Below are 26,653 nucleotides of genomic sequence, written 5' to 3' on the forward strand. Positions count from 1 at the left end.
CGGATCAGAACCATCGGACCTGACGGGGGCGGCGGATTTCTCCGCCGCCCCTTTCCCGTTCTGGCGAAAAGGCTGGCCCCCTCACCGGGCGGGCGTTAAACGCGCGCCGATTATGGATCATCGACGCAAGCACCCCTGGGCCGGGCTCGGCATCGCCCTCGCCACGGCCGCCGGCATGTTGGCCAGCGGGGCCGAGCCGTGGCTGACGCTTACGGTACTCGTGCTGTGGACCGGATCGCTATGGCTTCTGCTGCCCGATCCCGCCCCCTTCGCGGCCGAGCCCGACTTTGCCGGGGCCGCCGCCACCGCGCGCCGCGACCTGCTGGGGCCGGTCGGCACCCCGCTGGTGCTGATCGAGGGCCAGCGCATCGTCGAGGCCAACCAGGCCGCTCGCTCGGTCCTCGGCGCGCACATCCTCGGGCAGGATGCGCGCATCGTCCTGCGCCATCCGGAGGCGATCCGCCTGCTCGACCTGGGCGACGACGGCACGGTCACGATCCCCGGCTTCACCGGTGGACGAAGCCTGTGGCAACTCACCCGCCGCAGGGTCGACGAGACCCGCTGGCTGATCGAGCTGCGCGATCGCACGACAGAGGCCGACGTCAGCCGCGCCCACACCGATTTCGTTGCCAATGCCAGCCATGAACTGCGCACACCGCTGGCCGCGATCATCGGCTATATCGAAACGCTGATCGATGCCGGCGGCAAGGTCGATCCGGCCACCTCGCTCCGCTTCCACGAAACCGTCCTGCGCGAGGCGCGGCGGATGCAGGTGCTGGTCTCCGACCTCATGTCGCTCTCCCAGGTCGAGGCGGAAAAGCACGACCTGCCCGACGAGACGGTCGATCTTGCCCGGCTGATCGAGCGCGTGGCAGGCGAGGCCACGGCCCTGGCCGGAAAGGGCCGGGTCGAGGTGACCGTGCCCGATGCCCCGGTAAACCTGCGCGGCGACCGCGCCCAGCTTGAGCAGCTGGTCCGCAACCTGATCGACAATGCCCTGAAATATGGCGATGCCCAGGCCCCGGTGCGGGTAACACTGCAAGCAGAAGGCCCCGGCTCAGTGCGCCTCGCCGTGGCGGACAACGGCGCCGGGATCGCACCGGAACACCTGCCCCACCTGACCCGCCGTTTCTACCGCACCGACCCCGGCCGCAGCCGCGCCGCGGGCGGCACCGGGCTCGGCCTCGCCATCGTCAAGCACATCGTCGAGCGCCATCGCGGCCAGCTCGACATTGCCTCAACCCTCGGGGTCGGAACAACTGTTTCCGCGCGCTTCTCGCCCGTGTCATAAAAGTGTCACGTTCAACCGACAGAGGCCGCTGCATGAGGCGGCTCACTGGAGACATTACCCGGATGCAATTCCCCGTAAGCTCCGGCGCTGAAAGCGGCTGCGCATGAGCCCCGCCACCCCCGTGCTGATGGCCGTCGCCCTCGCCCTGGTCGGCTGGCTGGTCGCCCGCGCGCGCGCTCACCGTTTCGCTGCCGAGGGCAACGCCGTGCGCCTGCACTCGCTGCCGACCTATCATGGCTGGTTCGTGGCGCTGGCAGCGCTGATCCCCGCCGCGATCTTCGCGATCGCCTGGGCGTCGCTCAGCCCCTCGCTGATTCTCTCCAAGGTTCTCGCCTCGCCCGCCGCAAGCGGTCTGCCCGCCTTCGGAATGAAGCGCGATGCCGTGCTCGCCGAGGCGCACGATCTGGCCTACGATGCCTCGGCCGCCGCCTTCAATCCGCTGTCGCGCGCGCTGGTCCCCGCATTCCGCGAAGCGATGACGCTTTATGGCACGATCGGCATCGTGGTCACCCTGCTGGTCGGCTTCGCCTGCGGGGCATTCGCCTTCCTCAAGCTGAGGCCCGATTTCCGCGCCCGCACCCATGTCGAGCGGATCGTGATGGGCATCCTGCTCGCCGCCTCGCTGGTCGCGATCCTCACCACGCTGGGCATTCTCGTCTCGCTGGTCTTCGAGACCGCGCGCTTCTTCCAGATCGTTTCGCCGCTCAAGTTCCTGCTGGGGACGCACTGGTCGCCCGATCCGATGGCCTCGGTCGGCGCCGGCACGGCCGACAGCTACGGCGCCCTGCCGCTGTTCTGGGGCACGATCTACATCGGCGCGGTGATCGCCATGCTCGTCGCCATCCCGCTCGGCCTGATGAGCGCGATCTACCTCACCCAATATGCCACGCCGGTGCTGCGCAAATGGCTCAAGCCCATGCTCGAGATCCTCGCCGGCGTGCCGACCGTGGTCTACGGCTATTTCGCCGCCCTCACCGTCGCCCCGGCGATCCGCGATTTCGGCAAACTCGTCGGCATTGCCAGCGCCTCCTCGGAAAGCGCCCTGGCAGCAGGCGTGGTCATGGGGATCATGATCATCCCCTTCGTCTCCTCGATGGCCGACGATTCGATCGCCGCCGTGCCCCAGTCGCTGCGCGACGGCAGCCTTGCCATGGGCGCGACCAAGTACGAGACGATCCGCCGGGTCCTGGTTCCCGCCGCTCTTCCCGGCATCGTCGCGGGCGTCATGCTCGCCGTCAGCCGCGCCATCGGTGAGACGATGATCGTGGTCATGGCCGCCGGCGCCACGGCGCGGCTCACCGCCAACCCGTTCGAATCGATGACCACGGTCACCTTCCAGATCGTCGCCATGCTGACCGGCGAAGGCTCCTTCGACCACCCCGCCACGCTTTCGGCCTTCGCCCTCGGCATGGTCCTGTTCCTCGTCACGCTGAGCCTCAACTTCGTGGCCCTGCGCGTCGTCAAGCGGTTCCGCGAAGCCTATGACTGAGCCCGCCCCCACCTCCGCCCGCCCCGCGCGAGATCCGGCTCTCGCCGCCGCGCGTCTGCGGAAGCGCTACCGGGCCGAGCGGCTGTTCCGCGCCGCCGGGATTGGCGCGATCCTGTTCTCGGTCGCCGTCCTCGCCTTCCTGCTGGTGACGATGACCGCCAACGGAATCGGCGGCTTCAAACGCACAGTGCTGCGGACGGAGATCGATCTTTCCGCCGGCAGCCTCACCCTCGACCCGTCCCAGCTCAAGGGCGATGGCGCCATGCGCGCCCTTGAAGGCGCGGGCCTGCCCGAGGTGGTCCAGTTCGCCGTTTCGCAGCAGGTCGACAAGCGCGCCGCCGACGAAGTGGCAAGCGATGCCTGGCGTGAAGTCGGCAGCAAGCTGATCGCCGATCCGGCCCTGCTTTCGCAGAAGATCACGGTCGACCTCCCGGTGAGCGACGACATGGCCGCCGCCCTGCGCGGCGAAGGCAAGCCCGAGCTGCGCGGCGTGGCCACGGATCTTGCCGCCAAGGGCAAGCTGTTCCGCGCCTGGGATCTCGGCTTTCTCTCGCGCGCCGATGCCACCCATGCCCAGGCCGTCGGCATCTGGGGCGCGCTCAAGGGCTCGATCCTGACCATGGCGGTCACCCTCGCCCTCGCCTTCCCGATCGCCGTCCTCGCCGCGGTCTACCTTGAGGAATACGCCCCGCGCGGCCGCTGGACCGACCTGATCGAGGTCTCGATCAACAACCTCGCGGCCGTGCCTTCGATCATCTTCGGCCTGCTCGGCCTCGCCGTTTTCCTAGGGATCTTTCCCAACTGGCGTTCGGCCCCGCTGATCGGCGGCATGACCCTGGCGCTGATGACCATGCCGGTCATCGTCATTTCCAGTCGCAACGCGATCAAGGCGGTTCCACCCTCGATCCGTGACGCAGCCCTCGGCATCGGCGCGAGCCGGGTCCAGGTCGTGTTCCACCACGTCCTGCCGCTGGCGCTGCCCGGCATCCTCACCGGCACGATCATCGGCATGGCCCGCGCGCTGGGCGAAACCGCGCCGCTGCTGATGATCGGCATGCGCGCCTTCGTTGCCAGCCCGCCTGATGGCCTGACCTCGCCTGCCTCGGTCCTGCCGGTGCAGATATTCCTCTGGTCGGACGAGATCGACCGCGGCTTTGTCGAACGCACGAGCGCCGCGATCATCGTCCTCCTCGTCTTCCTCCTCGCGATGAATGGCCTCGCCATCTATCTGCGCAACCGCTTCGAGAAACGCTGGTGACCACGCTGCACGAACTTGACCCGGTCGAAGCCAAGATCTCGGCCCGCGACGTCTCCGTCTACTATGGCGAGAAGCGCGCGCTGGACGAAGTGTCGATCGACATTCCGACCGAATATGTCACGGCTTTCATCGGCCCCTCGGGCTGCGGGAAGTCGACCTTCCTGCGCACGCTCAACCGGATGAACGACACGATCGCCGGCGCCCGCGTCGAAGGCGAGATCCGGCTCGACGGCGAGGACATCTATCGCTCCGGCATGGACGTGGTCCAGCTGCGCGCGCGGGTCGGCATGGTCTTCCAGAAGCCCAACCCCTTCCCCAAGTCGATCTACGAGAACGTCGCTTACGGCCCCCGCATCCATGGCCTCGCCGCGGGGAAGGGCGAGCTTGACGGGATCGTCGAACGCTCGCTCAAGCGCGCCGGTCTGTGGGACGAGGTCAAGGACCGCCTGGCCGACAGCGGCACGGCCCTCTCCGGCGGCCAGCAGCAACGGCTCTGCATTGCCCGTGCAATTGCGGTAGACCCGGAAGTGATCCTGATGGACGAACCCTGCTCGGCCCTCGACCCGATCGCCACGGCGCGGATCGAGGAACTGATCGGCGAACTCAAGGGCCGCTACGCCATCGTCATCGTCACCCACTCGATGCAGCAGGCCGCCCGCGTCTCGCAGCGCACGGCCTTCTTCCACCTCGGCAAGATGGTGGAATACGGCAAGACTTCCGACATCTTCACCAATCCGCGCGAAGAGCGGACGAAGGACTACATCACCGGCCGCTACGGCTGAGCGAGGGACAGGCAGCAGGCATGGCTCAGGAACATACCGTCAAGGCGTTCGACGACGACATCACCCGCCTGCGCGGGCTGATCGCGGAAATGGGCGGCCTGGCCGAAGTGGCCTTGACCGACGCGATCGAGGCGCTGGTCAAGGGCAGCGAGGATCTCGCCCGCGGCGTCATCGCGCGTGACAAGAAGCTCGACGTGCTCGAGGCCGAGGTCGACAAGCTGGCCGTGCGGATCATCGCCCTGCGCGCGCCGATGGCGGACGACCTGCGCGAAGTCATCGCAGCTATGAAAATCTGCGGGGTGCTGGAACGGATCGGGGACTATTCGAAGAACATCGCCAAGAGCGCGATGAAGGTCGAGCAGCGCCGGAAGTTCGAACCGTTGACCCTGATCCCGGCCATGGCCGACCTTGCCGGCCAAATGGTCCACGACGTCATGACCGCCTACGCCGCGCGCGACGCCGTACTCGCCGCCGAGATCATCGCCCGCGACGACAAGGTCGATGCCTTCTACGACAGCATCTTCCGCAACCTCGTCAGCCACATGATGGAAAACCCGGCCTCGATCACCAGCGCGGCCGAACTGCTCTTCGTCGCCCGCAACATCGAGCGGATCGGCGATCATGCCACCAACGTTGCCGAGATGGTCCACTATGCCGCCACCGGCATTTACCTGACCGACCGGGACGATCGGAAGAACGCCTGATGGCGAACCCCCGGCTCCTGCTGGTCGAGGACGACGAGGCGCTGGCCGAGCTGGTCGAGTTCCGCTTCCGCGCCGAAGGCTACGACGTCGTCCGCACGCCTGACGGGGACGAGGCCCTGCTGCTCGCGGTCGAGGAAGCGCCCGACGTGGTAATCCTTGACTGGATGGTCGAAGGCACCAGCGGAATCGAGGTCTGCCGCCGCCTGCGCCGCGACAAGGCCACCGCCCACGTGCCGATCATCATGCTCACCGCCCGCGAGACCGAGGATGACCGCGTGCGCGGCCTCGAGACCGGCGCGGACGACTATGTCACCAAGCCCTTCTCGCCGCGCGAATTGGTGGCGCGCGTCAATGCGATCATGCGCCGCATCCGCCCGGCGCTTGCGGGGGAAACGCTGAGCGTCGGCGATCTCATGCTCGATGCCACGGCGCACCGGGTCACCCGCCGCGCCCAGGCGATCGCACTGGGGCCGACCGAGTTCCGCCTGCTGCGTCATTTCATGGAGCATCCCGGCCGGGTCTTTTCCCGCACCCAGCTCCTCGACGCGGTCTGGGGCACCGATTCCGACATCGAACTGCGCACGGTCGATGTCCACATCCGCCGCCTGCGCAAGGCGATCGAGCTGAGCGGCGCACCCGATCCGGTCCGCACCGTCCGATCGGCCGGCTACGCGCTCGAAGCGGTCTGAGCGCGCCCCAACTGGGGACATCCCGCCTCCGGTAAATCCCCCGGCTGGCTAATCGCGCCGCCCGCCGCTAGGCTTTGCGGGTTGAAAGCCTTCAGGGGGAAGTGCCGTGAAACGCCGCTGGCCTTGGCTGGTCCTGGCCGTGATCGTGATCGCCGCGCTTTTGGCGGCGTGGTTCTTCCGCGCCCGCCCGCTCGAGGTGGCGACCGCAAGGGCGCGGATCGGCCCGGCGGCCGAACTGGTTTACGCCACCGGCTATGTCGAACCGCAACAGCCGGTCAGCGTCCAGTCCCGCATCACCGCCCCGGTCGAAAAGGTGCTGGTGAACGAAGGCGACCGGGTGACGCGCGGCCAACCCCTGTTCCTGCTGACCGATGACGAGCAGCGCGCCCTCGTCGATCAGGCCGCCGCCCAGCGCCGCGCCGCCGAGCAGACCGAGTACCGCACCGTCACCCTCTACATGCAGGGGTGGGTCACCAAGGCCGCGCGCGATCAGGCCGTAGCCAATGCCGATGCCGCCCGCGCCGCCGTGGCCACGGCCGGCGCCCGGCAGGACCAGCTGGTTGTCCGGGCCGAGATCGACGGGGTCGTGACCCGGCGCGACATCGAGCCGGGCGAACTCGCCAGCCCCACCCGCGTCCTCGCCCAGCTTGGCGATCCCGCCCGCATCCGCATCACCGCCACGGTCGACGAGCGCGACATCGCCCGCGTCCACCTCGGCCAGGTCGCGCTCATGTCGAGCGACGCCTGGCCCGGCCGCACGATCCGCGCCGCGGTGGCCGAAGTGACCCCCAGCGGCGATCCGACCCAGCGTGCCTTCCGCGTCCGCCTCCATCCCGCCTCGGCCGACAATCTGCCGCTCGGCCTCACCCTTGAGGTCAACATCGTCACCCGCCGCACCGAGCGCGCCCTGCTGATCCCCGCCAGCGCCTATGCCGACGGACAGGTCTGGACGATCCGCGCCGGCAAGGCCGAGCGCCGCGCGGTGAAGACCGGGATCACCGGCAGCGACAACGTGGAAATCCTGAGCGGCCTCGCCGCCGGAGACACGGTGATCGTCTACACGCCCTCCGACCTGGCGCCCGGCCGCCGCGTCAAGGCCCGGCCCTGAATGGCGGGCCGGCTCGGCCTGCTGCTCCACGTCGCGGCGCGGCACCTGCTGGTCCGGCGGCGGCAAACCGCCGTTGCGGTGAGCGGCGTCGCGGTGGGCGTCGGTTTCTTCCTCGCGGTTTCGGCGATGATGATCGGCAGCCAGCGGGACTTCGTGAAGACCCTGATCGACGCCGCCCCGCACATCGTCATTTCCGACGAACTGCGCAGCCCCGCGCCGCAGCCCGGCCTCCGCGAATTCGGCAAGGAGGCCGCCGTGCAGCTCCACGGCTACAAGGTCCGCACCGAGGTGCGCGGGATCAAGGACTGGCAGCAGATCCTGCGCGAAGTCGACGCCATCCCCGGCGCCATCGGATCGCCCAGCCTGTCGGGCGCGGTTACCCTGCGCCTCGGCGGGCGCGACGAGGCGCTGGCCGTGATCGGCATTGATCCGGGCATCGAAAGCCGGGTCTCCACGATTTCCGAAAAGCTGCGCAGCGGCCGCCTGATCGACCTTGAAAAGGTCCAGGGCGGGGTCATCATCGGCGAGGATCAGGCCCAGCGCCTCGGCCTCGGCATGGGCGACATCGTCGCCGCCACCCCGGCGCGCGGCGGCACGCGCACACTGCGGATCGTCGGCCTGTTCAAGAAGGGCCAGCAGCTGGGCAGCAACGCCGGCTACATGCTGCTGCGCGAGGCCCAGTCCCTGCTCGGCCGCCCCTTCGTGATCAACCGGATCGGGGTCAAGCTGCCCGATCCCTATACGGCCGAGGCGATTGCCGCCGCCCTCGAACGGCGCCACGCCTACAAGGCCGAATCGTGGCAGGAGCGCTCGTCCGACTTCCTCGGACTGCTGCTCACCCGCAACATCATCATGTATTCGGTGGTCTCCGCGATCCTGCTCGTCGCCAGCTTCGGGATCTACACCGCCGTCTCGACCAGCGTGGCCGACAAGCGCCGCGACATCGCAATCATGCGCTCGATCGGGTTTTCGGAAGGCGACCTGCAACTGATCTTCGTGCTCGAGGGGCTGGCGCTCGCCGTGGCGGGGGTGGTCGTCGGCTGGCTGCTCGGCTCGGCGCTGCTGGAGATCCTCGGCTCGATCAAAATCACGGTCCAGGGCACGACCATGCGCGTCCCGCTCGACCGCACCACGCGCCAATACCTGATCGCCGCCGCCGCCTCGCTGCTGGCAGGGGTCGTGGCGGCCTGGCTCCCGGCGCGCAAGGCCGCCCGGGTCGACCCGGTTGAAATCCTGCGCGGGGCGGCATGAGCGATCCCATCCTCATCGCCGCCGGCCTGACCCGCGAACTGCCGGGCGATCCACCGGTCCTGCTCGTCGGCGGCGCGGACCTCGCCATCGAACCGGGCAAGTTCACCGCGATCGTCGGCCCGTCCGGCTGCGGCAAGTCCTCGCTGCTTTACCTGCTGGGCCTGATCGACCGGCCGACCGGGGGCCAGCTTCTGCTTGAAGGGCGCGACATGACGCCGCTTTCGGGCGACGAGCGCGCCGCAATCCGTCTTGAGAAGTTCGGCTTCGTCTTCCAGTTCCACTTTCTGCTGCCGGAATTCAGCGCACTGGAAAACATCATGCTGCCGATGCGCCGCCTCGGCCGCCACACGCCGGCCGAAATCGAGGCGCGGGCCCGCGAATTGCTCAGTTTCATGGGCCTTGCCGAAAAGGCCGCCAAGTCGCCCGACCGTCTGTCGGGCGGCGAACGCCAGCGCGTCGCCATCGCCCGCGCCCTCGCCAACGATCCCCTGCTGGTGCTCGGAGACGAGCCGACCGGCAATCTCGACAGCGCCAATTCGGCCCGCGTCGTCGATCTGTTCCGCCAACTGGCGCACGAACAGGGCCGCGCCGTGGTCTGCGTCACGCACGATCCCGAGATCGCCGCGGTGGCGGACATTCGCGTCTCGATGCTGGACGGGCGGATCACCGAAGTCCTGCGCCAGGCCTGAAGCCCGGAGTGCTGTTCAAGGCCGATGAGCCGGGAACGACGCGCCGCCATTCTCCGTTGTTCCTCCGAAGCTACGGAGGAGGAGTGACGATCATGATCCGTTATGACCAAGGCAATCCGCAGGAACTGCGCCATCAGTTCTGGAAGGAACTGTCAGCCTCCCCCTTCGTGATGCTCCAGCTCGACGCCAATTGCGCCAGCGCCGCGCCGATGACCGCCCAGCTCGACGAGAATGCCAATCACGCGATCTGGTTCTTCACCTCGCGTGACAATCACTTCGCCGCCGGAGGCGCCGCCACCGCCACTTTCTGCGCCAAGGGCCACGATCTCTTCGCCCGTTTTTCCGGCACGCTCGTCCCGGAACACGACCGGGCCCGGCTCGACAGGGAATGGAACAACTTCGTCGAAGCCTGGTTTCCCGGCGGCAAGGACGATCCGAACCTGCTGATGCTGCGGATGGACCTTGGCGACGCCTCGATCTGGGCGGGCGAGGTCGGCGCGCTCAACACGGTCAGGATGGCGCTCGGCATGGATGTGAGCAAGACCATCAAGGGCGGTTACGCCGAGACCCTGCTCTGAAACGAAAAGGGCGGCCGATCCGGCCGCCCTTCCGCAATTGTCAGGCGTCGCTTCCGCCCGGCGTGTGCACGCCCGGCAGGGGCGGCACCGGCTGTGGCGGCGTCTCGGGATCGTCCTCGTGCACCTCGACGATGCCCCGGCCGACATGGCTGTGATGGCGGCTGTAGAGGAAATAGACAAACAGGCCGACGATGGCCCAGCCGAAGAACAGCTCCAGCGTATAGAGCGAAAGGCTGAAAAACAGGTAGGCGCAGCCCACGATCGCCAACGGGGCGACCACGGCAACGGCCGGGGTCCGGAACGGGCGGACGCGATTGGGATCGGTCTTGCGCAGGACCATCACCGCCACGGCAACCATGGCGAAGGCAAACAGCGTGCCGGAGTTCGAAATGTCGGCCAGCGCGCCGACCGGGAACAGCGCGGCGAAGAATGCCACGAACACGCCGGTGATGATCGTGACCACGTGCGGCGTGTGATACTTGGGGTGGACCTTGCTCAGCCGTTCCGGCAGCAGCCCGTCGCGGCTCATCACGAAGAAGATGCGGGTCTGGCCGAACATCATCATCAGGATGACCGAGGGCAGCGCCAGCCCGGCGGCAAGGCCGACGAGGTTGCCGATCTGGGTCCAGCCGATCTCGCGCAGGGTCCAGGCGAGCGCTTCCTTGGAGCAGACCACCACTTCATGGGCCTGGGCGGCGCAGGCCGCGGTCAGTTCCTTTGTGCCCGGCGAAATGCCCACGCCGTTGGCATCGAGCAACGGCTGGGCGCCCACGCTGCCGATCACGCCGGCGGCAACGAGCAGGTAGAAGATGGTGCAGATCGTGAGTGAACCGATCAGCCCGATCGGCATGTTTCGCTGTGGGTTTTTCGTCTCTTCCGCTGCGGTCGACACCGCGTCGAAGCCAACGTAGGCGAAGAAGATCGAGGCCGCCGCCGCCGAGACGCCGCCGAAGCCGAGCGGCGCGAAGGGCTCGAAGTTGTGGCTGTTCATCACCGGCAGGGCCAGCACGACGAACAGGGTCAGGGCGGCGATCTTGATCGTCACGAGGATCGCGTTGACGAAGGCGCTCTCGCGCGTGCCAATCACCAGCAACCAAGTGACGAACAGCGAGATGATGAAGGCCGGCATGTTGAACAGCCCGCCGTCGATCGGCCCCGCCGTCAGCGCATGGCTCAGCTCCAGCCCGAAGAATTGTCGCAAAAGGCCGACGAAATAGCCCGACCATCCCACCGCGACCGCGCCTGCCGCCACCGCATATTCCAGCACGAGCGCCCAGCCGACCATCCAGGCCATCAGTTCGCCCATCACCGCGTAGGAATAGGTATAGGCCGAGCCCGAGACTGGAACCATCGAGCTCATCTCGGCATAGCACAGCGCCGCCACGGCGCAGACCACCCCGGCGATGATGAAGCTGAGCATCATGCCCGGCCCCGCCTTCTGCGCCGCCTCGGCGGTCAGCACGAAGATGCCTGTGCCGATCACCGCCCCCACGCCCAGCATGGTCAGCTGGAAGGCACCGAGCGAACGGTGCAGCGATTTCTTTTCAGCGGTGGCGAGAATGGCATCAAGCGGTTTGACGCGTGCAAACATGCGGCGAGCACCCTTTTCACGGCGCGATGGCAAGCCCCGCCACGCCAAACTGCAGTTGTCCGCAAGGCTAGCGCAGCCCCGCCCTCGCGCAAGGGGGGATGGCCGGTAATCCACCGCCATGCATCGGCCAAACTGCGTAGTGCTTCACCTTCCGGTGCCCAGCGGCTAAGGCATTGCCATGTCTACCACCTTTCAGCTGGACACCAGCACCAGCCGCGCCAACCCGACGCCCGCCCCGATCAAGCGGCTCACCGTGCCCGCCCTGCGCCAGCGCAAGCAAGGCAGAGCCACGGCCGACCCCGTGGTCATGCTCACCGCCTACACCGCGCGCCAGGCCCAGTTGCTCGATCCGCACTGCGACCTGCTGCTGGTCGGGGATTCGCTCGGCCAGGTGATCTATGGCCTGCCCTCCAGCGTACCGGTCAGCCTCGACATGATGATCGCTCACGGCGCCGCGGTCGTGCGCGGCTCGTGGCACTCTGTGGTGATCGTCGACCTGCCCTTCGGCGCCTACGAAGCCTCGCCCGAGGCTGCTTTCGCCGCCGCCTCGCGCGTGCTCAAGGAAACCGGCTGCGCCGGCATCAAGCTCGAGGGCGGCGCGGTCATGGCCCCCACGGTCGAATTCCTCGTCAGCCGCGGCATTCCGGTGATCGGCCATGTCGGGCTCACCCCGCAGGCGGTCAACGTGCTGGGCGGATACAACGCCCGTGGCCGCACCGATGCCGAGGCGGCCAAGATCGTCGCCGATGCGAAGGCCCTCGCCGATGCCGGCGCCTTTGCCGTCGTGGTCGAAGGTGTGGTCGAGCCGATCGCCGTGGCCGTGACCGAGGCGATCGACAGTCTCGTCATCGGCATCGGCGGTTCGGTCCGCTGCGACGGCCAGGTGCTGGTCACCGAGGACATGCTCGGCATGTTCGAGCGCGTCCCCCGCTTCGTCAAGCGCTACGAAAACCTGGCCGAGACCATCTCCGCCGCCGCCGCGCGCTACGCCGGAGAGGTCCGTGCGCGGACCTTCCCGGGGATCGAACAGACCTATCAACCCAAGGGCTGAGCGCCCTTGCACACCATTCAGATCGGGGGCTGATTTTGCTCGGTTATTTCAAGGGATCCCTGTTATTTACCTTCGCCTGCCTGGGTCTCGCCCTGGCCTATGGCTGGGCCCGGCTGGGAACCGTATCGGGCACGGCCGAGGTGCTGTGGATCGTCATCGTCCTGTCGATTCTCGAGATCTCGCTCTCGTTCGACAATGCCGTGGTCAACGCCACCGTGCTCAAGGACATGAGCGAGATATGGCAGAAGCGCTTCCTCACCTGGGGCATGTTGATCGCCGTGTTCGGGATGCGGATCGCCTTCCCGCTGGCGATCGTCGCCATCGCCGCCGGGATCGGCCCGGTCGAGGCGGTGCAGCTCTCGCTCAACGATCCGACCCGCTATGAGCAGGTAGTGAGCAGCGCCCACGTCGGCATCGCCGGCTTTGGCGGGGCCTTTCTCGCGCTGGTCGGGATGCGCTTCTTCTTCGACGAGGAAAAGGACATCCACTGGATCCGCTGGATCGAGATGAAGCTGAGCGCGGTCTCCACCATCCGCGCCGCCGAAATCGCCACGCTCGTCCTCGCGCTCTATGGCATATCGCTGCTGCTCGATGAGCATGAGGCGCTGATCTTCGTCACCGCCGGGATGCTCGGCATGGTCACCTTCATCGCGGTCGAGGCGATCGGCACACTGCTTGAACTGCGCGAGGAGGCCCAGGCGGTGGCCAGCGCGGCGATTCGCTCGGGCCTTGGCGGTTTCCTCTATCTCAACGTGCTCGACGCCTCGTTCAGCTTCGATGGGGTGATCGGCGCCTTCGCCCTGTCCAACAACATGATCATCATCGCGCTCGGCCTCTCGATCGGCGCCATGTTCGTCCGCTCGCTGACCATCATGCTCGTCAAGCGCGGTACGCTTGACGAATATCGTTACCTCGAACACGGCGCCTTCTGGGCCATCATCGCCCTCGCCGCGATCATGCTGCTGTCGGCCCGGTTCACCATTTCCGAGACTTTCACCGGCCTGATCGGTGCCGTGCTGATCGCAGCATCGCTCGCCTGGTCGGTGCGCTGGCGCCGCCGCCACGGCGATTCTGCGCTGACCTGAGTTCCCGGAATGGCCTGGTTGCGAACTTTCCATCAAGCCATATGTGACATTCGCGCAACTTAAATTCGCGCTTGTCGTCCAGATGCAATATGAGCTTGCGCGCCGGAGAATCTCCGTTAAACCTCTTCATCGGGAGTTAAGGAGAGGATGAAAGGGCGCCCGCCAAAGAGCAGGCGCCCTTTCTGATTTAAGGGCGATCTTTCAGCGGATTACCGCGCCGATTCGCATCCTGATTCGAAAGTCCCCGCAGCCTCACGGTAAACGCCTGAGCCGCCCCGGGGTCACTTTTACCCAGAACCAGCGCCATGGCCCCGGTCCCCGCAAGCCCCGCCGGCTGCATGGCCCATGCCCGGCCCGCCGCTGCCATCGCCCCCTTGCCATCGCCGGCCCGCAGCAGGGCAAAGGCCAGGTCTGCCTCGATCCGTGCATCGCGCCCGCCTCCTTTGGCGGAAAGCCAGCGCAGGAGCGCGGCCGCTTCCGCCCAGTCGCCCCGCCGCGCGGCAAAGCCCGCCGCCAGCCGCATCGCCGTCCGGTCATGCGGACTGCTGGCGCGCAAACGCCCGACCAACGCCTCGGCCTCGCCGGACAGGCCCGCCCGGCCATAGGCCTCGACCAGCCGCACGAGGAGGTCGTCGCCCAGCCGGACCGCAGCCGAAATCCGGTAGGCATCGACCGCGCCGGCCAGATCTCCGCGCATCAGCCGCAGGTCCCCCGCCGCGATCTGGCTCTCGGCCGAACCCGGTGAGAGCTGCACCAGTCGCTCAGTCACTGCCGCCGCTGCCTGCGCCTGTCCCGCGCCCAGCAAGGCCCGCGCATAGGGCACGGCCGCGTCCGGCTGTCCCGGCCTCTCACCCTGAACCGCCGCAAGAGAACCAGGCGCCCCAGCCTCGGCCACCGCCGCGGCCATGCCCGGCGACCCGCGCGCCGCCCGGTCGAGAAAGGGGGCCGCCTGATCGCGCTGACCCAGATCCTCGTAAGCCCGCGCCACCAGCGTCTGCAGATAGGGCGAGGCATCAGGGCGCAGCGCCTCGGCCGAAAAGCTGTCGACCAGCCGCCGCGCCTCGCCGCTCGCCGCCAGCGACCGGGCCAATAGCAGGCGCACCAAGCGGTTCTGCGGCTGGCGCTGCGACAGGGCGTCGAACAGGCCGGCGGCATGACGGGCATTGCCGGCTTCCAGCTCGACGATGCCCTGCAGCAGCTGGGTCGAAGGGCGGCCGGCCACCTCCCCGCTCACCCGCCCGAGCAGCCGCCGCGCCAACGCCACGTCTCCCGCCCGCGCCGCAAGCACGGCCTGCAGGAACAGCGCCCGACCGTTGCCGGGATCGAGTTCGATCATCCGCCGGGTCACGGCCACCATCTCGCGCGCGCGGCCGATCTCGCCCAGCGTTGCGGCATATTCGCTGAGCAGGCCGAGGTCGTTCGGGTGCTGCTTCAACCCCGCCTCGAACCACGGCAACCCGGCGGCGAGGCCGAACCGATCGCGCACCATCAGCCCGCGATATTGCAGCACACGCGGACTGCCGGGATCCAGCTCGACCGCGCGCTGCGCCGCCGCGACCGACTGGACCTGTTCGCCGCCGGCATAACGCAGCCGCGCGATGTCGAGCCACAGCCCGCTGTTGCCCGGCGCGATGGCCAGCGCCCGGTCGAGCGCCCGGCCAGCCGCGGCAAGATTGCCTGCGTTCATTTCGAGCTGGCCGAGGAGGCGAAAGCCCCGCAGCGCCTCGTCCCGCGAAAATTGTCCCGGCGCCAGCCATTTGCGCGCCTTGGCGGGATCGCGCTGGTCGATGAAGGCCTCACCCATCCGCGCCGCCGCTGCCTCTCGCGGCAGACCGGCGGCCATGGCCTTGCGCAGGGCCATCTCGGCGGCAATCCCGTCGCTGCGCCCCAGCGCTGCATCGGCCTGCCTGACGAGGCCCGCCGCCGCGCCCTCCACCGCGCCGCCCGGGCTGGCGGCGATAAGGCCCGCCGCCAGGACCAGTCCCAGCGCCGCCGCCCCGACCAGCCGCGCCGGGCGGATGCGATCAGTTCTGCAAATCATACTGCTTGAGCAGGTCGTACAGGGTCGGGCGGCTGATCCCGAGGAGCTTGGCCGTGCTCGAGATATTCCCCTCACTGCGGGCCAGCGCGTGGCGGATCGCCTTGCGATCGGCCTGCTCGCGCGCTGACTTGAGGTTGAGCATTGCCGCCCCTTCGTCGACCGGCGCGGCAAGGTCGAGGTCGGCCGCGCCGACCAGCTTGCCATCGGCCATGATCACCGCGCGCTTCACCCGGTTCTCCAGCTCACGCACGTTGCCGGGCCAGGCCCAGGCATCGATCGCGGCCAGGGCATCGGCCGCGAAGCCCTTGACCTGCGGGTTCATCTCGCGCGCGAAGCGCTGGAGAAACGCCTTGGCCAGCAGGGCCGCATCGCCCGGCCGCTCCGACAGGCTCGGGATCTTCACCACGATCTCTGCCAGACGATAGTAAAGATCCTCGCGGAAGCGCCCATCGGCGATCATCTGCTCGAGGTTCTGGTGGGTGGCGCAGACGATCCGCGTGTCGACGTCGATCGAGCGGCGCGAACCGACCCGTTCGATCACCCGCTCCTGCAGGAAGCGCAGCAGCTTGACCTGCAGGTGCAGCGGAATGTCGCCCACCTCGTCAAGGAACAGCGTGCCGCCATTGGCCAGCTCGATCTTGCCCTCCGTGGTCTTGACCGCGCCGGTAAACGCACCCTTCTCATGCCCGAACAGCTCGCTCTCGAGCAGGTTCTCCGGGATCGCCGCGCAATTGATGGCGATGAAGGCGCCTTTCGCGCGAACGCTCGCATCGTGCAGTCCGCGCGCCAGCAGTTCCTTTCCGGTACCGCTGGCGCCAAGCAGCATGACCGAGACATTGGTATTGGCCACCCGCTCGATCGTGCGGGCCACCTTGACCATCTCGGGCGCCGCCGTGATCAGCCGGCCGAGTACCGTATTGCCATTGCCCGCCTTGGCCGCAAGCTGGCGGTTCTCCAGCTCGATCCGGTGCAGCTGGAACGCCCGGCGCACGATCAGGCCGATCGCATCGATGTCGACCGGCTTCTGGTAGAAGTCATAGGCCCCGCGCGCGATCGCCTGCAGCGCGCTTTCCCGCGCGCCGTGGCCGGTGGCCACGATCACCTTGGTGTCGGGCTTGAGCGCCATGATCTCGTCGAGCACGGCAAAGCCTTCGGTCGTGCCATCGGGATCGGGCGGCAGGCCGAGGTCGAGCGTCACTACGGCCGGCTCTTCCGAGCGCAGCGCGGTGATCGCGCTGGCCCGGTCCCCGGCCACGATCACCTCGAAATCCGGGTATGCCCATTTGAGCTGGGCCTGCAGACCGGCGTCGTCCTCGACGACCAACAGCTTGGGCTTGGCTTCGGCAGGCATGTTCAGGCGACCTTCTGTTGATGATGCGGCCGGTCCGTGCCGGACACAGTCCCGGCAAGCGGCAGGCGGATGATGAAGCGCGAGCCCAGTCCCTCGCGGCTTTCGACGTCGAGCCGCCCGCCCATGGCGCGGATCAGCTCGCGCGCCTCGCAGGCGCCGATCCCGAAGCCGCCGGGCTTGGACGAAACGAACGGCTTGAACAGGCGGGTGCGGATGAATTCCGGGCTCATCCCGCAACCGGAATCGGCCACCTCGATTCGCGAGTGCAGCCCGTCGACCACGTGAGTGATGAAGACCGGGCTACCATCCACCCCGGCGTCGATCCCATTCTGCACGAGGTGGAGCAGCGACTGTTCGAGCGCCTCGCGGTTGACCTGCACCTCGCCCGGCTGGCACTCGGTCACGAACACGTTCTGCCCGGTAAACTGCGCGGCCACGAGCCGCACCAGCTTGCCCGCATCGAACTGCGAGATGCCCTCGCTTCCGGCCTTCCCATAGCGCGAGAGCCTGGCGATCAGGGCATTGAGCTTGTCGGCCGAATTGCGCAGGGTCACCAGCATATCGGCGCGGAATTCGGGGTTCTCGGCGTGATGCTCGGCATTGCGCGCCAGCAGGGTGAACTGGCTGGCAAGGTTCTTGATGTCGTGCATGACGAAGGCGATGCGGCGGTTGAACTCGTCAAACCGCGCCGCCTCGGCCAGGGCATCCTGCCCCTCGTTTTCCGACAGGTAGCTGGCCAGTTGCTGACCGACCACCCGCAGCAGGTCGAAGTCCTCCCAATCAAGCGTGCGGGTCATCTCCGGCCTGGCCAGCACTACCACGCCGAGCAGGCGCTCGAAGTGGAGCAGCGGTACGATGGCCCAGGCCCGAGGATCGGCGCGCAGCCATTCGGGCACGATCGCGCATTCGCCCTTGCGGTCGATCGCCTCGCGCACCGCATCAAGGTCGACGATGTGCCCTTCGCGCTCGAAGAAGCGTACCGCCTCGGCGCCAAGCGCGATTGCCGGAACGTCGGCGGTCGGCCACTGCCAGCGCGCCGCGAGCACGAGATCGCCGTGATCGTCGGCGGTGAGCAGCAGCCCGGCCGGGCTGTCGGTGATGTCGCAGACCGAACGGACCGCGCGCTCGCTCAGCGGCACCCCGCCTCCGCCGCCGATCGTGCGGTTGAAGCGCAGCCATTCGGCGCGGTAGTCATAGCGATGCTGGAACAGGTGCTTGACCATCGTGACCTTGAGCCAGCCGCGCAGCCGGCGCGACGGCAGGATCAGCATGGCCGCGGCCACCCCGGCGATCAGAAATCCAAACTGGAACAGGCGGGCGAATTCCCCGCCCACATAGGCCAGCCAGCGCGCCAGCAGGATCATGCCCAGCAGGTAAAGGCCGATCCCCAGCAGGGAGGCGAATTCAAAGGCCACGTCCCGTGAAGGGCTGATCCTGAGCTGCGCTCCGCGCCGGGTCAGCCCGGGGATCAGGGTCGCCACCACGGCCAGCAGCACGATCCCGCGCAGGGCAGCCAGCTGCCTTGGCCACTCGCTGTCAAGATAGGCCACGGTGTAGAGATTGAGGTCGTAAAGCCACAGGATGGCCAGCGCCGCGGTCGGCCAGCGCAGGATCGCGCGGCTCTGGACCGAAGCGCCAAGGAACAGGTTGTGCAGCAGCACCAGCCCGCCGATCGAGAGCATCAGGCGGAACATCACCGTGATGTGGAACAACGTGGTGCGCGCCTGCTCCGAAAGCTCGAAGCCCGGCGTGAGCAGAATCAGCAGGATCTGGAACAGTTCGATCGCCGCGAGCGAGAGCATCACCGGCCGGATCGGACGGACCAGCGTATGGCGCCCGTCCGTGCTGAACAGGCGGTAGATCACGAAGAGCCAGCCGAGGTTGCGCACACTCTCGGTCAGGTGCGCGGCCGGCGTATCGACCCCGGTTGCGGCGATTGCCAGGGCCCATGTCGCGCTGGCCGCAAGCGCCATGACCATGGCCAGCCTTGCCCGCCCCGTGGCGGTGCGGCTACCCGCCAGCCATGCCGCGAGAGTCGCCGCCGCGCAGGCGCCGATGAGGTGGACAAGCCCGGCAAGGATCGACCAGCCCTGGGTCATCCTAGCGCGCCCCCTCCCGCCACAGCACCACGCGCAGCGTTTGCAGCAGGATCAGCAGGTCGAGGAAGGGCGTGTAGTTCTTGGCATAGTAGAGGTCGTATTCGAGCTTGTGCCGCGCATCCTCGATCGAGGCGCCATAGGGATAGTTGATCTGCGCCCAGCCGGTGATCCCCGGCTTCACCATGTGCCGCTCGGCGTAATACGGCAGCTTGTCCTCCAGCCCGGCCACGAATTCCGGCCGCTCCGGGCGCGGGCCGACGAAGCTCATCTCGCCCTTGAGCACCGACCAGGTCTGCGGCAGTTCGTCGATCCTGACCTTGCGGATGAAGCGCCCGATCCGCGTCACGCGCGGGTCGTTGGCCGTGGCCCACTGGGCGCCCGCCGCCTCGGCATCGGTGCGCATGGAGCGCAGCTTGATCACGTCGAACGGCTGGCCGTAAAGCCCCACCCGGGTCTGGCGAAAGAAGGCCGGCCCCCGGCTGTCCAGCTTCACCAGCAGGGCAAAGAGCACGACCAGCGGCAGCGTCAGTGCCAGCAGCAGCAGGCTCGCGGTCACGTCGAACATCCGCTTCGCCACGCTCGAAACCGCCCGGCCCGAGGAGAACCCGTCGGAAAAGATCAGCCACGAGGGATTGACCGTGTCGAGGTCGACGCGGCCCGTCTCGCGCTCGATGAAGCTGGAGAAATCGTTGACGTGAACCCCGGCCGTCTTGATCCGGAGCAGGTCCTGCAGCGGCAGCGAATTGCGCCGTTCTTCCAGCGCCAGCACCACTTCGCTGACCCCAAGGTTCTCGACGAAGCGCGTGAGGTTGTGAATCGCGCTGCGGTTGATCGCCTCCTCGATCACCGGGGCGCTGTCGCTCATCCCGATGAAGCCGACGATGACGAAGCCGCTCTCCGGCCGCTCGCCCAGTTGGCGCAGACGCTCGGCCCGGTTACCCGCCCCCAGCACCAGCACCCGCCGGCGAAAGGCCGAGGCGCCAAGGATGCCGCCCACGATCAGCCGGTTGCCTACCACCATGGCGATCGACAGGCCCATCGCATAGGCCAGGGTCGAGCGCCAGAAATGCGCGCCGTTGACCACCCAGTCGACGAACGACAGCGCGATCGTGCCGAGCGAGACCGCGACCAGCAGCCGCGCGCCCGCATAGCGCAGCGAGCGCAGCGATTCGGCGTTATAGACCCCGACCGCGATCATCGCGGTCAGCATCACGGCGGCAAAGCCGAACAGTTCCCACAGATGGCCCGGACGATGCGCGAGCGCTATGCCGATCTGCCCGGCTCGCACACGCCAGCCCAGTTCGGCCGCCAGTGCCAGCAGGGCCAGGTCGAACAGACCGAGCAACAGCACTGCGTGCGGGATATAGTGTTTGAAGAGGCGAACCATTTCCCCGCCGGCGCAGCACCCGGACAATCCGGGCTTCACACGGCAGGACTAGGCCCAAGGGGTAAATTGTCGGTAAATCTGACAGTGCCCTGAAAGGCATTTTGTGACGGAAATCCGCGATTTGCGGCGCACCGATACAGTCGTTTGTCGGCCGGGTTTACAAGCGGAAACGCCGCCGGGGGGATCACCGCCGGCGGCGTCGGGGTAAATCAGTTCTTGCTCGCGTTGTTGGCGGCGTCCTGCGCGGCTTCGCCCGCGCTCTGGGCAGCGTTGCCAACGTCCTTGGCGGCATCGCCGACATTGTTGGCCGCGGCGGTGATCGCATTGTCCTTGGCGATCTGGCTGTCATTGCTGCGGCTGAAGAACCAGATGCCCGCGATCAGGGCGAGAACGAGGATCACGGCAATCGCCCAACCGGCGCCGCCTCCGCTCTTCTCGCGGATGATCGTGGTCTCATGCGGAGTGGATACGACTTCGTCTGCCATGGGATATCCCCTAATTTGGTGTCAGGGGGAAAATGCGCAGGCAGCACGGATAGTTCCGGCTCGAAAAGTGTGGTGCCCCTGGCCCGACTCGAACGGGCACGGATTTCTCCAACCGATTTTGAGTCGGTCGCGTCTACCATTCCACCACAGGGGCACTGTGCGGGAGGGGGCTTAGCCGCCCTTCCCCCGCACTGCAATCTTACTTGAGCGCTCCGGCGACCAGCTTGTGCAGCCGGGCGTGAAGGGCATCGTTGGCGGCCAGAACCTGATCGGCGCAGATCGCCTCGGACTGGCCCTTGAAGTTCGACACGAAACCGCCAGCCTCGCGCACCAGCAGGCAGCCCGCCGCGCTGTCCCACGATTTCAGCCCGGTTTCCCAGAACCCGTCGTAGCGGCCAGCGGCCACCCAGGCGAGGTCGAGCGCGGCCGAACCGAAGCGGCGGATGCCGGCCACGTTGGGACCGATGGCCGCGAAGATCTTCGACCATTCGACGAAATCGCCATGCCCGGCGAACGGAATGCCCGTCGCGATCAGCGCCTCGTCAAGGTGGCGACGCGAGGAAACGCGAAGACGCGCATCCTGCAGCCAGGCCCCGCGGGTCTTTTCTGCCCAGAAGCTCTCGTCGGTGATCGGCTGATAGACCAGCGCGGCCGTAACGTCGCCCCAGCCACGCCCGTCCAGCGTCGGTTCCTGCACCGCGATCGAGATCGCGAAGTGCGGGATGCCGTGGAGAAAGTTGCTGGTCCCGTCGAGCGGATCGACGATGAAGCGCGGCTTGCCCTCCTCACCGGGCAGCCAACCCGATTCCTCGAGCAGGAAGCCCCAGTCGGGCCGGGCCGCCTTGAGCTCTTCCCAGATCGTGCGCTCGGCCGCCCGATCCGCCTTGGAGACGAAGTCGGCCGGGCCCTTGCGGCTGACCTGGAGGTGCTCGATCTCGCCGAAATCGCGGCGAAGACGCTGCCCGGCCTTGCGGGCAGCCTTCTCCATGACGCGGATCAGGCCGGAAATGACTGCCATGGGATCAGTTGGCCTTGCCGACGTAGGTCCGATCGTAAACGTCGACCACGATACGGGTGCCGCTCTCGATGTGCGGCGGAACCATCACGCGCACGCCGTTGTCGAGGATCGCCGGCTTGTAGGACGAGGAAGCGGTCTGCCCCTTCACCACTGCGTCGGCTTCCACGATGGTCGCTTCCACCTGCTCCGGCAGCTGCACCGAGATCGGACGCTCGTCGTACATTTCAAGCAGCACGGTCATGCCGTCCTGCAGGAAGGCATCGGCCCCGCCGAGAAGATCCTTGGGCAGGTTGATCTGGTCGTAGGTTTCCACGTCCATGAACACCAGGTCGTCGCCCTCGGCATAAAGGAACTGGAAGTCCTTGGTATCGAGGCGCACGCGCTCGACCGTGTCGGCGCTGCGGAAGCGGACGTTGGTCTTGCGGCCGTCGATCAGGTTCTTCATCTCGACCTGCATGAAGGCGCCGCCCTTGCCCGGCTGGGTGTGCTGGGTCTTGGCGACCTTCCAGATGCCCTTTTCATATTCAAGGATATTGCCGGGGCGGATGTCGACGCCGCTGATCTTCGCCATGGGAGGTGCCTTCGAGTTGAGAAAGAGCGACAAGCGTCGCGTTCAAGCCGCGCCCCTTAGCCGAGCGGCGCGCCAAGGACAAGCGGCGGGACAAGCGGTGGAACAGACTGGCCGGCGGTGCTAGGAACCAGCCGATGAACCGCGCCGTCCTCCTTGCCGTCCTTATAGCCCTTCCCTCCGCCGCCCCGGCCGCTCCGGGCGGCCCGCTCGGCTTCCTGCCGCAGGGCCGCTATGCCTGCGAGACGGGGGGCGATGCGACCGGCGCGGCGGGCCTTGCCCATCCCGAGATGGATTTCACCATCACCCGCGGCTCCTCCTACCGCACGGCCAAAGGCAAGGGTATCTACCTGTTCACCGGAGACCGGCTGGTTTTCACCTCCGGCCCGTTCGAGGGCCTGAAGATTCGCCGGGTTCGCGAGAATTTCCTCCGCTTTTCAAAGGCCGATGGGTCTGACGGCGACATGCGCTGCGTCCGCCGCCCCGGTTCCCACGGCTGAACCGGCGGTGCTGCTCATTCCTTGAACAGCACCTCGGTCCCCGGGTGGACCATCTGCGCCAGCCGCGCCACGTCCCAGTTGGTCAGGCGCACGCAGCCATGGCTCTCGGCCCGCCCGATGGTTTCCGGCGCCGGGGTTCCGTGAATGCCGTAGTGTGGCTTGGACAGGTCGAGCCAGACCACGCCCACCGGCCCGTTCGGCCCCGGCGGCAGGGTTGCCGCCTTGTCCCCCGGGCCTGCGTCCCAGAACAGATCCGGGTTGTAGTGAAACTTTGGATTGCGATCGACCACGAGGATTTTCCACTTGCCCAGCGGCAGCGGATCGTGCTCCGAGCCCATCGTCGCGGTAAAGGCCGCCACCAGCGTCCCCTGCGCGTCGTAGGCCCTGAGCACGCCTTTCGACTTGCTCACCTCCACCCGGTCGACCCTCGGCTGCAAGCTGCTGACGCCGAGGTTGGACAGCGTCGCCGGCCAGTCCGGCGAACCCTCGGGCGGTGCCGGATCGACTTGCGGATCGGCCACGTCGGGCACGGTGATCTGCTGTCCGGCGGCAAAGGCCTTGCCGGGATTGAGCTGCTTCAGAACATCCGGTGTGGTGTGGAACCGCTCGGCCAGCTTCTCTTCGAGCGAGGCATAGCCCAGTTCGGTCATCTTCGCCTGATCGGCCGGCTCCCTGGGCACCGGCACGAAGGGACCGCGTGCGAAGTCCGGCTGGATCGTCACCACCCGCGTCGCGGCAACGCTGCCCGCCTGGGCCAGCCCGCCCCGGGTCGCCGCGTCGACCTCGCCGGTCACGGGATAGCCATTGGCATCCTGAAAGGCCTCCAGCGCATTGCGGGTCGAAAGCCCCATCCGCCCGTCGAGCACGCCGGGGGTAAACCCGATCCGGTCGAGCGCGACCTGGACCTGCAGCAATCCGCTATCGATATTGGTGACCGGCGCAGGCGCGCTTGTGGCCGTTTCAGTGCTTTCGGGCTTGGGTGAAGGCTGGCGCTGACAGGCCCCGAGGGCGATCAGCAGGGCGGCAGAAATCAGGATACGCATCGAACAGCAACGCGCGAACCCCGCCCTGCGTTTCCGGCCCGCCTCCCGTCAGGCGATCCCCAGCGCCTTGCCGAATGCGGCAACCGCCGCCGCCTCATCCCCGTTCCAGACCGCGCCGGACGCGGCGATGAAGTCCGCCCCGGCCTCGGCCAGCCCGGCGCAATTGTCCGGCGTCATCCCGCCGATCGCCACGCAAGGCAGCTCGAAGAAGGTCTGCCACCAGGTCAGGATGTCGGGCTCGGCGCGGTGCTTGGTTTCCTTGGTCGTGGTCGGAAAAAAGGCCCCGAAGGCGACATAGTCCGCCCCTGCCTCGCCCGCGTCCATCGCCATGTGGCGGCTGTCATGGCAGGTCACGCCGATCTGGGCATTGCGCCCCAGCCGGTCGCGCGCTTCCTGCACCGAACCGTCTTCCTGCCCCAGATGCACACCGTCGGCCCCGAGGCGCTTGGCTAGGCTGATCGAGTCGTTGACGATGAAAGCCACTTCCCGATCGGCACAGAGCCTCAGCAGCGGCTCGGCCAGCCGCGCCGCCTCGTGCTCGTCCAGCCCTTTCACCCGGTACTGGAAAGCCGCCACCGGTCCGCCGTCGAGCGCACGGGCAAGCCGGTCGGCAAACCCGCCACTCACGTCGAGCGGCGAGATCAGGTAAAGCTGGGTGGGCAGGCGTTCGCGCGGTTCCTTGGACATGGGTGGCCCTCTAGCCCAGCAAGCCGCTTTCGGGAACACTTCATCGCAGGCAGCCGTTCCTCCCCCATGAACCGCCGCGCCCTCCTCGCCCTTGCCCCTCTGGCCGCCCTGTCCGGTTGCATCACCTTTCACACGGTGAACGACGGCGTGGTCCGCGCCCGGATCGGCGAAACCGTCCGCGTCGGGGTGATGGCGGTCAAGCCCGAGGCTCTGCTCGAGGACAGCCGCTGCCCGTCAGGCGTGCAATGCGTCTGGGCAGGCCGGGTCCGGATTGCCGCCCTGGTCGATGGATCGCCGGTCGAACTGACCCTCGGCGAGGCCAAACCCCTGCCCCAGGGCCGCCTGACGCTGGTCGAAGTCTATCCCGCCCGCCAGAAGGACACGACGCTTTACCCCGACGAATACCGCTTCGGCTTCACCGCTTCTGACCAGCAGTGAGGCTGACTTACTCGCCCGCCATCTCCAGCACCTTGGCCCATTCTTCCGGCCGGATCTCGGCCACCGAAAGCCGCGAAAGCCGCACCAGCTCACACTCGGCAAGAGCCGGCTCGGCCTTGATCGCCGCCAGCGTCACCGGCTGCTTCAGCTTGCGCACCGCTTTAACCTTCACGCAGGCCCACTTGCCTTCGGGGTCGGTCGGATCGGTCAGCCCGCCCCGGCTGATCTCGGCGATGCCCACGATCTCCTTGCCGATGTTCGAATGGTAGAAGAAGGCCTGGTCGCCCGGCTGCATGGCGCGCAGGTTGTTGGCCGCGCGGTGGTTGCGCACCCCGTCCCAGGTCCCCTCGCCCTCGGCCACGAGATCGTCCCAGCTATAGGCATCCGGCTCCGACTTCATCAGCCAGAGACGGGCGGAATTCGCAGTTTTTCCCATGTAACTCATGCCCTCGCGCGCTATATCGCAGTGTTCGGAGCGCCATATCTCCAACCACGGGACGATTGACAAGCATGGACCTCGCCGCCCTTCCGGTACTCTCGCTGGCCGACGACCCGCAGCGCTTCTCCGATGAGATCGGCGCCTCGTTCCGCCAGTTCGGCTTCGCCATGGTCAAGGACCACGGCCTCGACCCCGATCTGGTAGCCAGCGCGTGGCGGCTCACGGAAGAATTCTTCGCCCTGCCCGAAGCGGAAAAGCGCTCCTACATCCTCTCCGGCAAGGGCGGCGCACGGGGCTATACCGCCTTCGGCACCGAGATCGCCAAGGGCGCGAAGATCAGCGATCTCAAGGAGTTCTGGCACGTCGGGCGCGAACTGCCCGCCGGCCACCCGCTCGCCTCGGATTCAATGCCGCCCAACGTCTGGCCCTCCCGGCCCGAAGGCTTCCGCGAAACCTTCGAGCCGCTTTTCGCCGCATTCGACGCGGCCGGCGCCACGATCCTTTCGCGCATTGCGATCCACCTCGGTCTCGCGGCGAACTGGTTCGACCCGGCGATTGAGGACGGCAACTCGGTCCTGCGCCTGCTGCACTATCCCCCGATTCCAGGCGATGCCCACGGCGCCATCCGCGCCGGCGCGCATGAAGACATCAACCTGATCACCCTCCTGCTCGGGGCCGAGGAAGCCGGGCTCGAACTCCTCACCCGCGAAGGCAACTGGATCTCCGTCTCCCCGCCGCCCGGCGCCCTGGTGGTCAACATCGGCGACATGCTGCAGCGGCTGACCAACCACGTCCTGCCCTCGACCACGCACCGCGTCCGCAACCCCGATAGCGAGCGCAGCCGCTACAGCCGCTACTCGATGCCGTTTTTCCTCCACCTGCGCAGCGATTTCCCTTTCGTAACCCTGCCCGAATGCATCACCCCCGAAAATCCCGACCGCTACCCGGTCTCGATCACGGCGGACGACTACCTGCAGGAACGGCTGCGCGAAATCGGCCTTAAAATGTAATGGCCTACCGTCTTTTCCACG

Annotated in this window: 26 protein-coding genes and 1 tRNA gene; 15 read left to right on the forward strand and 12 right to left on the reverse strand. The window is 67.4% G+C overall.

Annotated features, from left to right (window positions below; all coding sequences use genetic code 11):
* Window positions 1–112 precede the first annotated feature (112 nt).
* The 10 genes from H7F51_RS04760 to H7F51_RS04805 all read left to right on the forward strand — a co-directional run bounded on the left by H7F51_RS04760 (window position 113) and on the right by H7F51_RS04805 (window position 9,839).
* Complete coding sequence (locus H7F51_RS04760; protein WP_185663085.1) at window positions 113–1,291, forward strand: ATP-binding protein; 1,179 nt, start codon at window positions 113–115, stop codon at window positions 1,289–1,291.
* Window positions 1,292–1,394: 103 nt separating this feature from the next.
* The gene (pstC, locus tag H7F51_RS04765) at window positions 1,395–2,780 is read left to right on the forward strand and encodes a phosphate ABC transporter permease subunit PstC (RefSeq protein ID WP_185663086.1); all 1,386 of its coding nucleotides are present in this window, start codon (window positions 1,395–1,397) and stop codon (window positions 2,778–2,780) included.
* A complete protein-coding gene (gene pstA, locus H7F51_RS04770; RefSeq protein WP_185663087.1) occupies window positions 2,773–4,038 on the forward strand; it encodes a phosphate ABC transporter permease PstA in 1,266 nt (421 codons plus the stop codon). Before pstC ends, pstA begins: the two co-directional genes overlap by 8 nt.
* On the forward strand, window positions 4,035–4,820 hold the full coding sequence (pstB, locus tag H7F51_RS04775; protein WP_343061207.1) for a phosphate ABC transporter ATP-binding protein PstB: 786 nt from the start codon (window positions 4,035–4,037) through the stop codon (window positions 4,818–4,820). Before pstA ends, pstB begins: the two co-directional genes overlap by 4 nt.
* A gap of 20 nt (window positions 4,821–4,840) precedes the next feature.
* The gene (gene phoU, locus H7F51_RS04780) at window positions 4,841–5,524 is read left to right on the forward strand and encodes a phosphate signaling complex protein PhoU (protein WP_185663088.1); all 684 of its coding nucleotides are present in this window, start codon (window positions 4,841–4,843) and stop codon (window positions 5,522–5,524) included.
* The gene (gene phoB, locus H7F51_RS04785; RefSeq protein ID WP_185663089.1) at window positions 5,524–6,213 is read left to right on the forward strand and encodes a phosphate regulon transcriptional regulator PhoB; all 690 of its coding nucleotides are present in this window, start codon (window positions 5,524–5,526) and stop codon (window positions 6,211–6,213) included. The genes phoU and phoB overlap by 1 nt, the downstream gene beginning before the upstream one ends.
* A 106-nt stretch (window positions 6,214–6,319) precedes the next feature.
* On the forward strand, window positions 6,320–7,321 hold the full coding sequence (locus H7F51_RS04790) for an efflux RND transporter periplasmic adaptor subunit (RefSeq protein ID WP_185663090.1): 1,002 nt from the start codon (window positions 6,320–6,322) through the stop codon (window positions 7,319–7,321).
* Window positions 7,322–8,572, forward strand: coding sequence for an ABC transporter permease (locus tag H7F51_RS04795; RefSeq protein ID WP_185663091.1), 1,251 nt, complete (start codon window positions 7,322–7,324; stop codon window positions 8,570–8,572).
* Window positions 8,569–9,261, forward strand: a complete 693-nt coding sequence (locus H7F51_RS04800; protein ID WP_185663092.1) for an ABC transporter ATP-binding protein — start codon at window positions 8,569–8,571, stop codon at window positions 9,259–9,261. The genes H7F51_RS04795 and H7F51_RS04800 overlap by 4 nt, the downstream gene beginning before the upstream one ends.
* A gap of 92 nt (window positions 9,262–9,353) precedes the next feature.
* Window positions 9,354–9,839, forward strand: coding sequence for a pyridoxamine 5'-phosphate oxidase family protein (locus H7F51_RS04805; protein ID WP_221774001.1), 486 nt, complete (start codon window positions 9,354–9,356; stop codon window positions 9,837–9,839).
* Window positions 9,840–9,879: 40 nt separating this feature from the next.
* Here the strand turns inward: H7F51_RS04805 and H7F51_RS04810 are convergent, their stop codons facing one another.
* Window positions 9,880–11,430 carry an amino acid permease gene (locus H7F51_RS04810; RefSeq protein WP_185663093.1) on the reverse strand — a complete coding sequence of 517 codons (1,551 nt, stop codon included), beginning with the start codon at window positions 11,428–11,430 and terminating at the stop codon, window positions 9,880–9,882.
* A gap of 178 nt (window positions 11,431–11,608) precedes the next feature.
* On the opposite strand from H7F51_RS04810, the gene panB reads away from it, so the two are divergent.
* On the forward strand, window positions 11,609–12,481 hold the full coding sequence (gene panB / locus H7F51_RS04815) for a 3-methyl-2-oxobutanoate hydroxymethyltransferase (protein WP_185663094.1): 873 nt from the start codon (window positions 11,609–11,611) through the stop codon (window positions 12,479–12,481).
* A 35-nt stretch (window positions 12,482–12,516) separates the two neighbouring features.
* A complete protein-coding gene (locus tag H7F51_RS04820; protein ID WP_185663095.1) occupies window positions 12,517–13,566 on the forward strand; it encodes a DUF475 domain-containing protein in 1,050 nt (349 codons plus the stop codon).
* 187 nt (window positions 13,567–13,753) lie between these two features.
* Here H7F51_RS04820 and H7F51_RS04825 read toward each other — a convergent pair whose 3' ends face one another.
* The 8 genes from H7F51_RS04825 to efp form a co-directional block, all read right to left on the reverse strand.
* Window positions 13,754–15,607 carry a tetratricopeptide repeat protein gene (locus H7F51_RS04825; RefSeq protein WP_185663096.1) on the reverse strand — a complete coding sequence of 618 codons (1,854 nt, stop codon included), beginning with the start codon at window positions 15,605–15,607 and terminating at the stop codon, window positions 13,754–13,756.
* Entirely contained in the window at window positions 15,591–16,958 is a 1,368-nt protein-coding gene (prsR, locus tag H7F51_RS04830; protein WP_185663097.1) for a PEP-CTERM-box response regulator transcription factor, read from the reverse strand. Before prsR ends, H7F51_RS04825 begins: the two co-directional genes overlap by 17 nt.
* A gap of 2 nt (window positions 16,959–16,960) precedes the next feature.
* Window positions 16,961–19,057, reverse strand: coding sequence for an XrtA/PEP-CTERM system histidine kinase PrsK (gene prsK / locus H7F51_RS04835; protein WP_185663098.1), 2,097 nt, complete (start codon window positions 19,055–19,057; stop codon window positions 16,961–16,963).
* Window position 19,058: 1 nt separating this feature from the next.
* A complete protein-coding gene (locus tag H7F51_RS04840; protein ID WP_185663099.1) occupies window positions 19,059–20,444 on the reverse strand; it encodes a TIGR03013 family XrtA/PEP-CTERM system glycosyltransferase in 1,386 nt (461 codons plus the stop codon).
* 209 nt (window positions 20,445–20,653) lie between these two features.
* A complete protein-coding gene (locus H7F51_RS04845; RefSeq protein WP_185663100.1) occupies window positions 20,654–20,929 on the reverse strand; it encodes a hypothetical protein in 276 nt (91 codons plus the stop codon).
* Window positions 20,930–20,999: 70 nt separating this feature from the next.
* Window positions 21,000–21,083: transfer RNA gene (locus tag H7F51_RS04850), tRNA-Leu, on the reverse strand.
* A gap of 45 nt (window positions 21,084–21,128) precedes the next feature.
* A complete protein-coding gene (locus tag H7F51_RS04855; protein WP_185663101.1) occupies window positions 21,129–21,947 on the reverse strand; it encodes an inositol monophosphatase family protein in 819 nt (272 codons plus the stop codon).
* 4 nt (window positions 21,948–21,951) lie between these two features.
* Window positions 21,952–22,518, reverse strand: a complete 567-nt coding sequence (gene efp, locus H7F51_RS04860) for an elongation factor P (RefSeq protein WP_185663102.1) — start codon at window positions 22,516–22,518, stop codon at window positions 21,952–21,954.
* 134 nt (window positions 22,519–22,652) lie between these two features.
* Here efp and H7F51_RS04865 point away from each other — a divergent pair, with 134 nt between their 5' ends.
* Window positions 22,653–23,015, forward strand: coding sequence for a hypothetical protein (locus H7F51_RS04865; protein ID WP_185663103.1), 363 nt, complete (start codon window positions 22,653–22,655; stop codon window positions 23,013–23,015).
* A gap of 14 nt (window positions 23,016–23,029) precedes the next feature.
* Here the strand turns inward: H7F51_RS04865 and H7F51_RS04870 are convergent, their stop codons facing one another.
* Both H7F51_RS04870 and thiE read right to left on the reverse strand, forming a co-directional pair.
* Window positions 23,030–24,058, reverse strand: a complete 1,029-nt coding sequence (locus H7F51_RS04870; RefSeq protein ID WP_185663104.1) for a L,D-transpeptidase family protein — start codon at window positions 24,056–24,058, stop codon at window positions 23,030–23,032.
* Between the two features lie 48 nt (window positions 24,059–24,106).
* Window positions 24,107–24,745: a thiamine phosphate synthase gene (gene thiE / locus H7F51_RS04875; protein ID WP_185663105.1), complete on the reverse strand. Its 639-nt coding sequence runs from the start codon at window positions 24,743–24,745 to the stop codon at window positions 24,107–24,109.
* Between the two features lie 66 nt (window positions 24,746–24,811).
* Between thiE and H7F51_RS04880 the strand changes: the two genes are divergently transcribed.
* On the forward strand, window positions 24,812–25,183 hold the full coding sequence (locus H7F51_RS04880; protein WP_185663106.1) for a hypothetical protein: 372 nt from the start codon (window positions 24,812–24,814) through the stop codon (window positions 25,181–25,183).
* A 7-nt stretch (window positions 25,184–25,190) separates the two neighbouring features.
* On the opposite strand, the gene H7F51_RS04885 is transcribed toward H7F51_RS04880, so the two are convergent.
* Window positions 25,191–25,619 carry an EVE domain-containing protein gene (locus H7F51_RS04885; RefSeq protein WP_185663107.1) on the reverse strand — a complete coding sequence of 143 codons (429 nt, stop codon included), beginning with the start codon at window positions 25,617–25,619 and terminating at the stop codon, window positions 25,191–25,193.
* A 74-nt stretch (window positions 25,620–25,693) separates the two neighbouring features.
* Here H7F51_RS04885 and H7F51_RS04890 point away from each other — a divergent pair, with 74 nt between their 5' ends.
* Window positions 25,694–26,632, forward strand: coding sequence for an isopenicillin N synthase family dioxygenase (locus H7F51_RS04890; protein WP_185663108.1), 939 nt, complete (start codon window positions 25,694–25,696; stop codon window positions 26,630–26,632).
* Window positions 26,633–26,653: the final 21 nt, after the last annotated feature.

Source organism: Novosphingobium flavum, from assembly GCF_014230315.1.
Lineage (GTDB): Bacteria > Pseudomonadota > Alphaproteobacteria > Sphingomonadales > Sphingomonadaceae > Novosphingobium > Novosphingobium flavum.

What these genes read in the sequence shown, in the direction of transcription:
- phoB (WP_185663089.1), top strand. Translation starts at nt 5,524, where the DNA reads ATGGCGAACCCCCGGCTCCTGCTGGTCGAGGACGACGAGGCGCTGGCC.
- thiE (WP_185663105.1), bottom strand. Translation starts at nt 24,745, where the DNA reads ATGTCCAAGGAACCGCGCGAACGCCTGCCCACCCAGCTTTACCTGATC.
- H7F51_RS04870 (WP_185663104.1), bottom strand. Translation starts at nt 24,058, where the DNA reads ATGCGTATCCTGATTTCTGCCGCCCTGCTGATCGCCCTCGGGGCCTGT.
- H7F51_RS04845 (WP_185663100.1), bottom strand. Translation starts at nt 20,929, where the DNA reads ATGGCAGACGAAGTCGTATCCACTCCGCATGAGACCACGATCATCCGC.
- H7F51_RS04825 (WP_185663096.1), bottom strand. Translation starts at nt 15,607, where the DNA reads ATGATTTGCAGAACTGATCGCATCCGCCCGGCGCGGCTGGTCGGGGCG.
- H7F51_RS04760 (WP_185663085.1), top strand. Translation starts at nt 113, where the DNA reads ATGGATCATCGACGCAAGCACCCCTGGGCCGGGCTCGGCATCGCCCTC.
- H7F51_RS04795 (WP_185663091.1), top strand. Translation starts at nt 7,322, where the DNA reads ATGGCGGGCCGGCTCGGCCTGCTGCTCCACGTCGCGGCGCGGCACCTG.
- prsK (WP_185663098.1), bottom strand. Translation starts at nt 19,057, where the DNA reads ATGACCCAGGGCTGGTCGATCCTTGCCGGGCTTGTCCACCTCATCGGC.
- H7F51_RS04840 (WP_185663099.1), bottom strand. Translation starts at nt 20,444, where the DNA reads ATGGTTCGCCTCTTCAAACACTATATCCCGCACGCAGTGCTGTTGCTC.
- H7F51_RS04880 (WP_185663106.1), top strand. Translation starts at nt 24,812, where the DNA reads ATGAACCGCCGCGCCCTCCTCGCCCTTGCCCCTCTGGCCGCCCTGTCC.
- efp (WP_185663102.1), bottom strand. Translation starts at nt 22,518, where the DNA reads ATGGCGAAGATCAGCGGCGTCGACATCCGCCCCGGCAATATCCTTGAA.
- H7F51_RS04885 (WP_185663107.1), bottom strand. Translation starts at nt 25,619, where the DNA reads ATGGGAAAAACTGCGAATTCCGCCCGTCTCTGGCTGATGAAGTCGGAG.
- H7F51_RS04800 (WP_185663092.1), top strand. Translation starts at nt 8,569, where the DNA reads ATGAGCGATCCCATCCTCATCGCCGCCGGCCTGACCCGCGAACTGCCG.
- phoU (WP_185663088.1), top strand. Translation starts at nt 4,841, where the DNA reads ATGGCTCAGGAACATACCGTCAAGGCGTTCGACGACGACATCACCCGC.
- H7F51_RS04805 (WP_221774001.1), top strand. Translation starts at nt 9,354, where the DNA reads ATGATCCGTTATGACCAAGGCAATCCGCAGGAACTGCGCCATCAGTTC.
- pstA (WP_185663087.1), top strand. Translation starts at nt 2,773, where the DNA reads ATGACTGAGCCCGCCCCCACCTCCGCCCGCCCCGCGCGAGATCCGGCT.
- H7F51_RS04890 (WP_185663108.1), top strand. Translation starts at nt 25,694, where the DNA reads ATGGACCTCGCCGCCCTTCCGGTACTCTCGCTGGCCGACGACCCGCAG.
- H7F51_RS04865 (WP_185663103.1), top strand. Translation starts at nt 22,653, where the DNA reads ATGAACCGCGCCGTCCTCCTTGCCGTCCTTATAGCCCTTCCCTCCGCC.
- pstC (WP_185663086.1), top strand. Translation starts at nt 1,395, where the DNA reads ATGAGCCCCGCCACCCCCGTGCTGATGGCCGTCGCCCTCGCCCTGGTC.
- H7F51_RS04810 (WP_185663093.1), bottom strand. Translation starts at nt 11,430, where the DNA reads ATGTTTGCACGCGTCAAACCGCTTGATGCCATTCTCGCCACCGCTGAA.
- panB (WP_185663094.1), top strand. Translation starts at nt 11,609, where the DNA reads ATGTCTACCACCTTTCAGCTGGACACCAGCACCAGCCGCGCCAACCCG.
- prsR (WP_185663097.1), bottom strand. Translation starts at nt 16,958, where the DNA reads ATGCCTGCCGAAGCCAAGCCCAAGCTGTTGGTCGTCGAGGACGACGCC.
- H7F51_RS04855 (WP_185663101.1), bottom strand. Translation starts at nt 21,947, where the DNA reads ATGGCAGTCATTTCCGGCCTGATCCGCGTCATGGAGAAGGCTGCCCGC.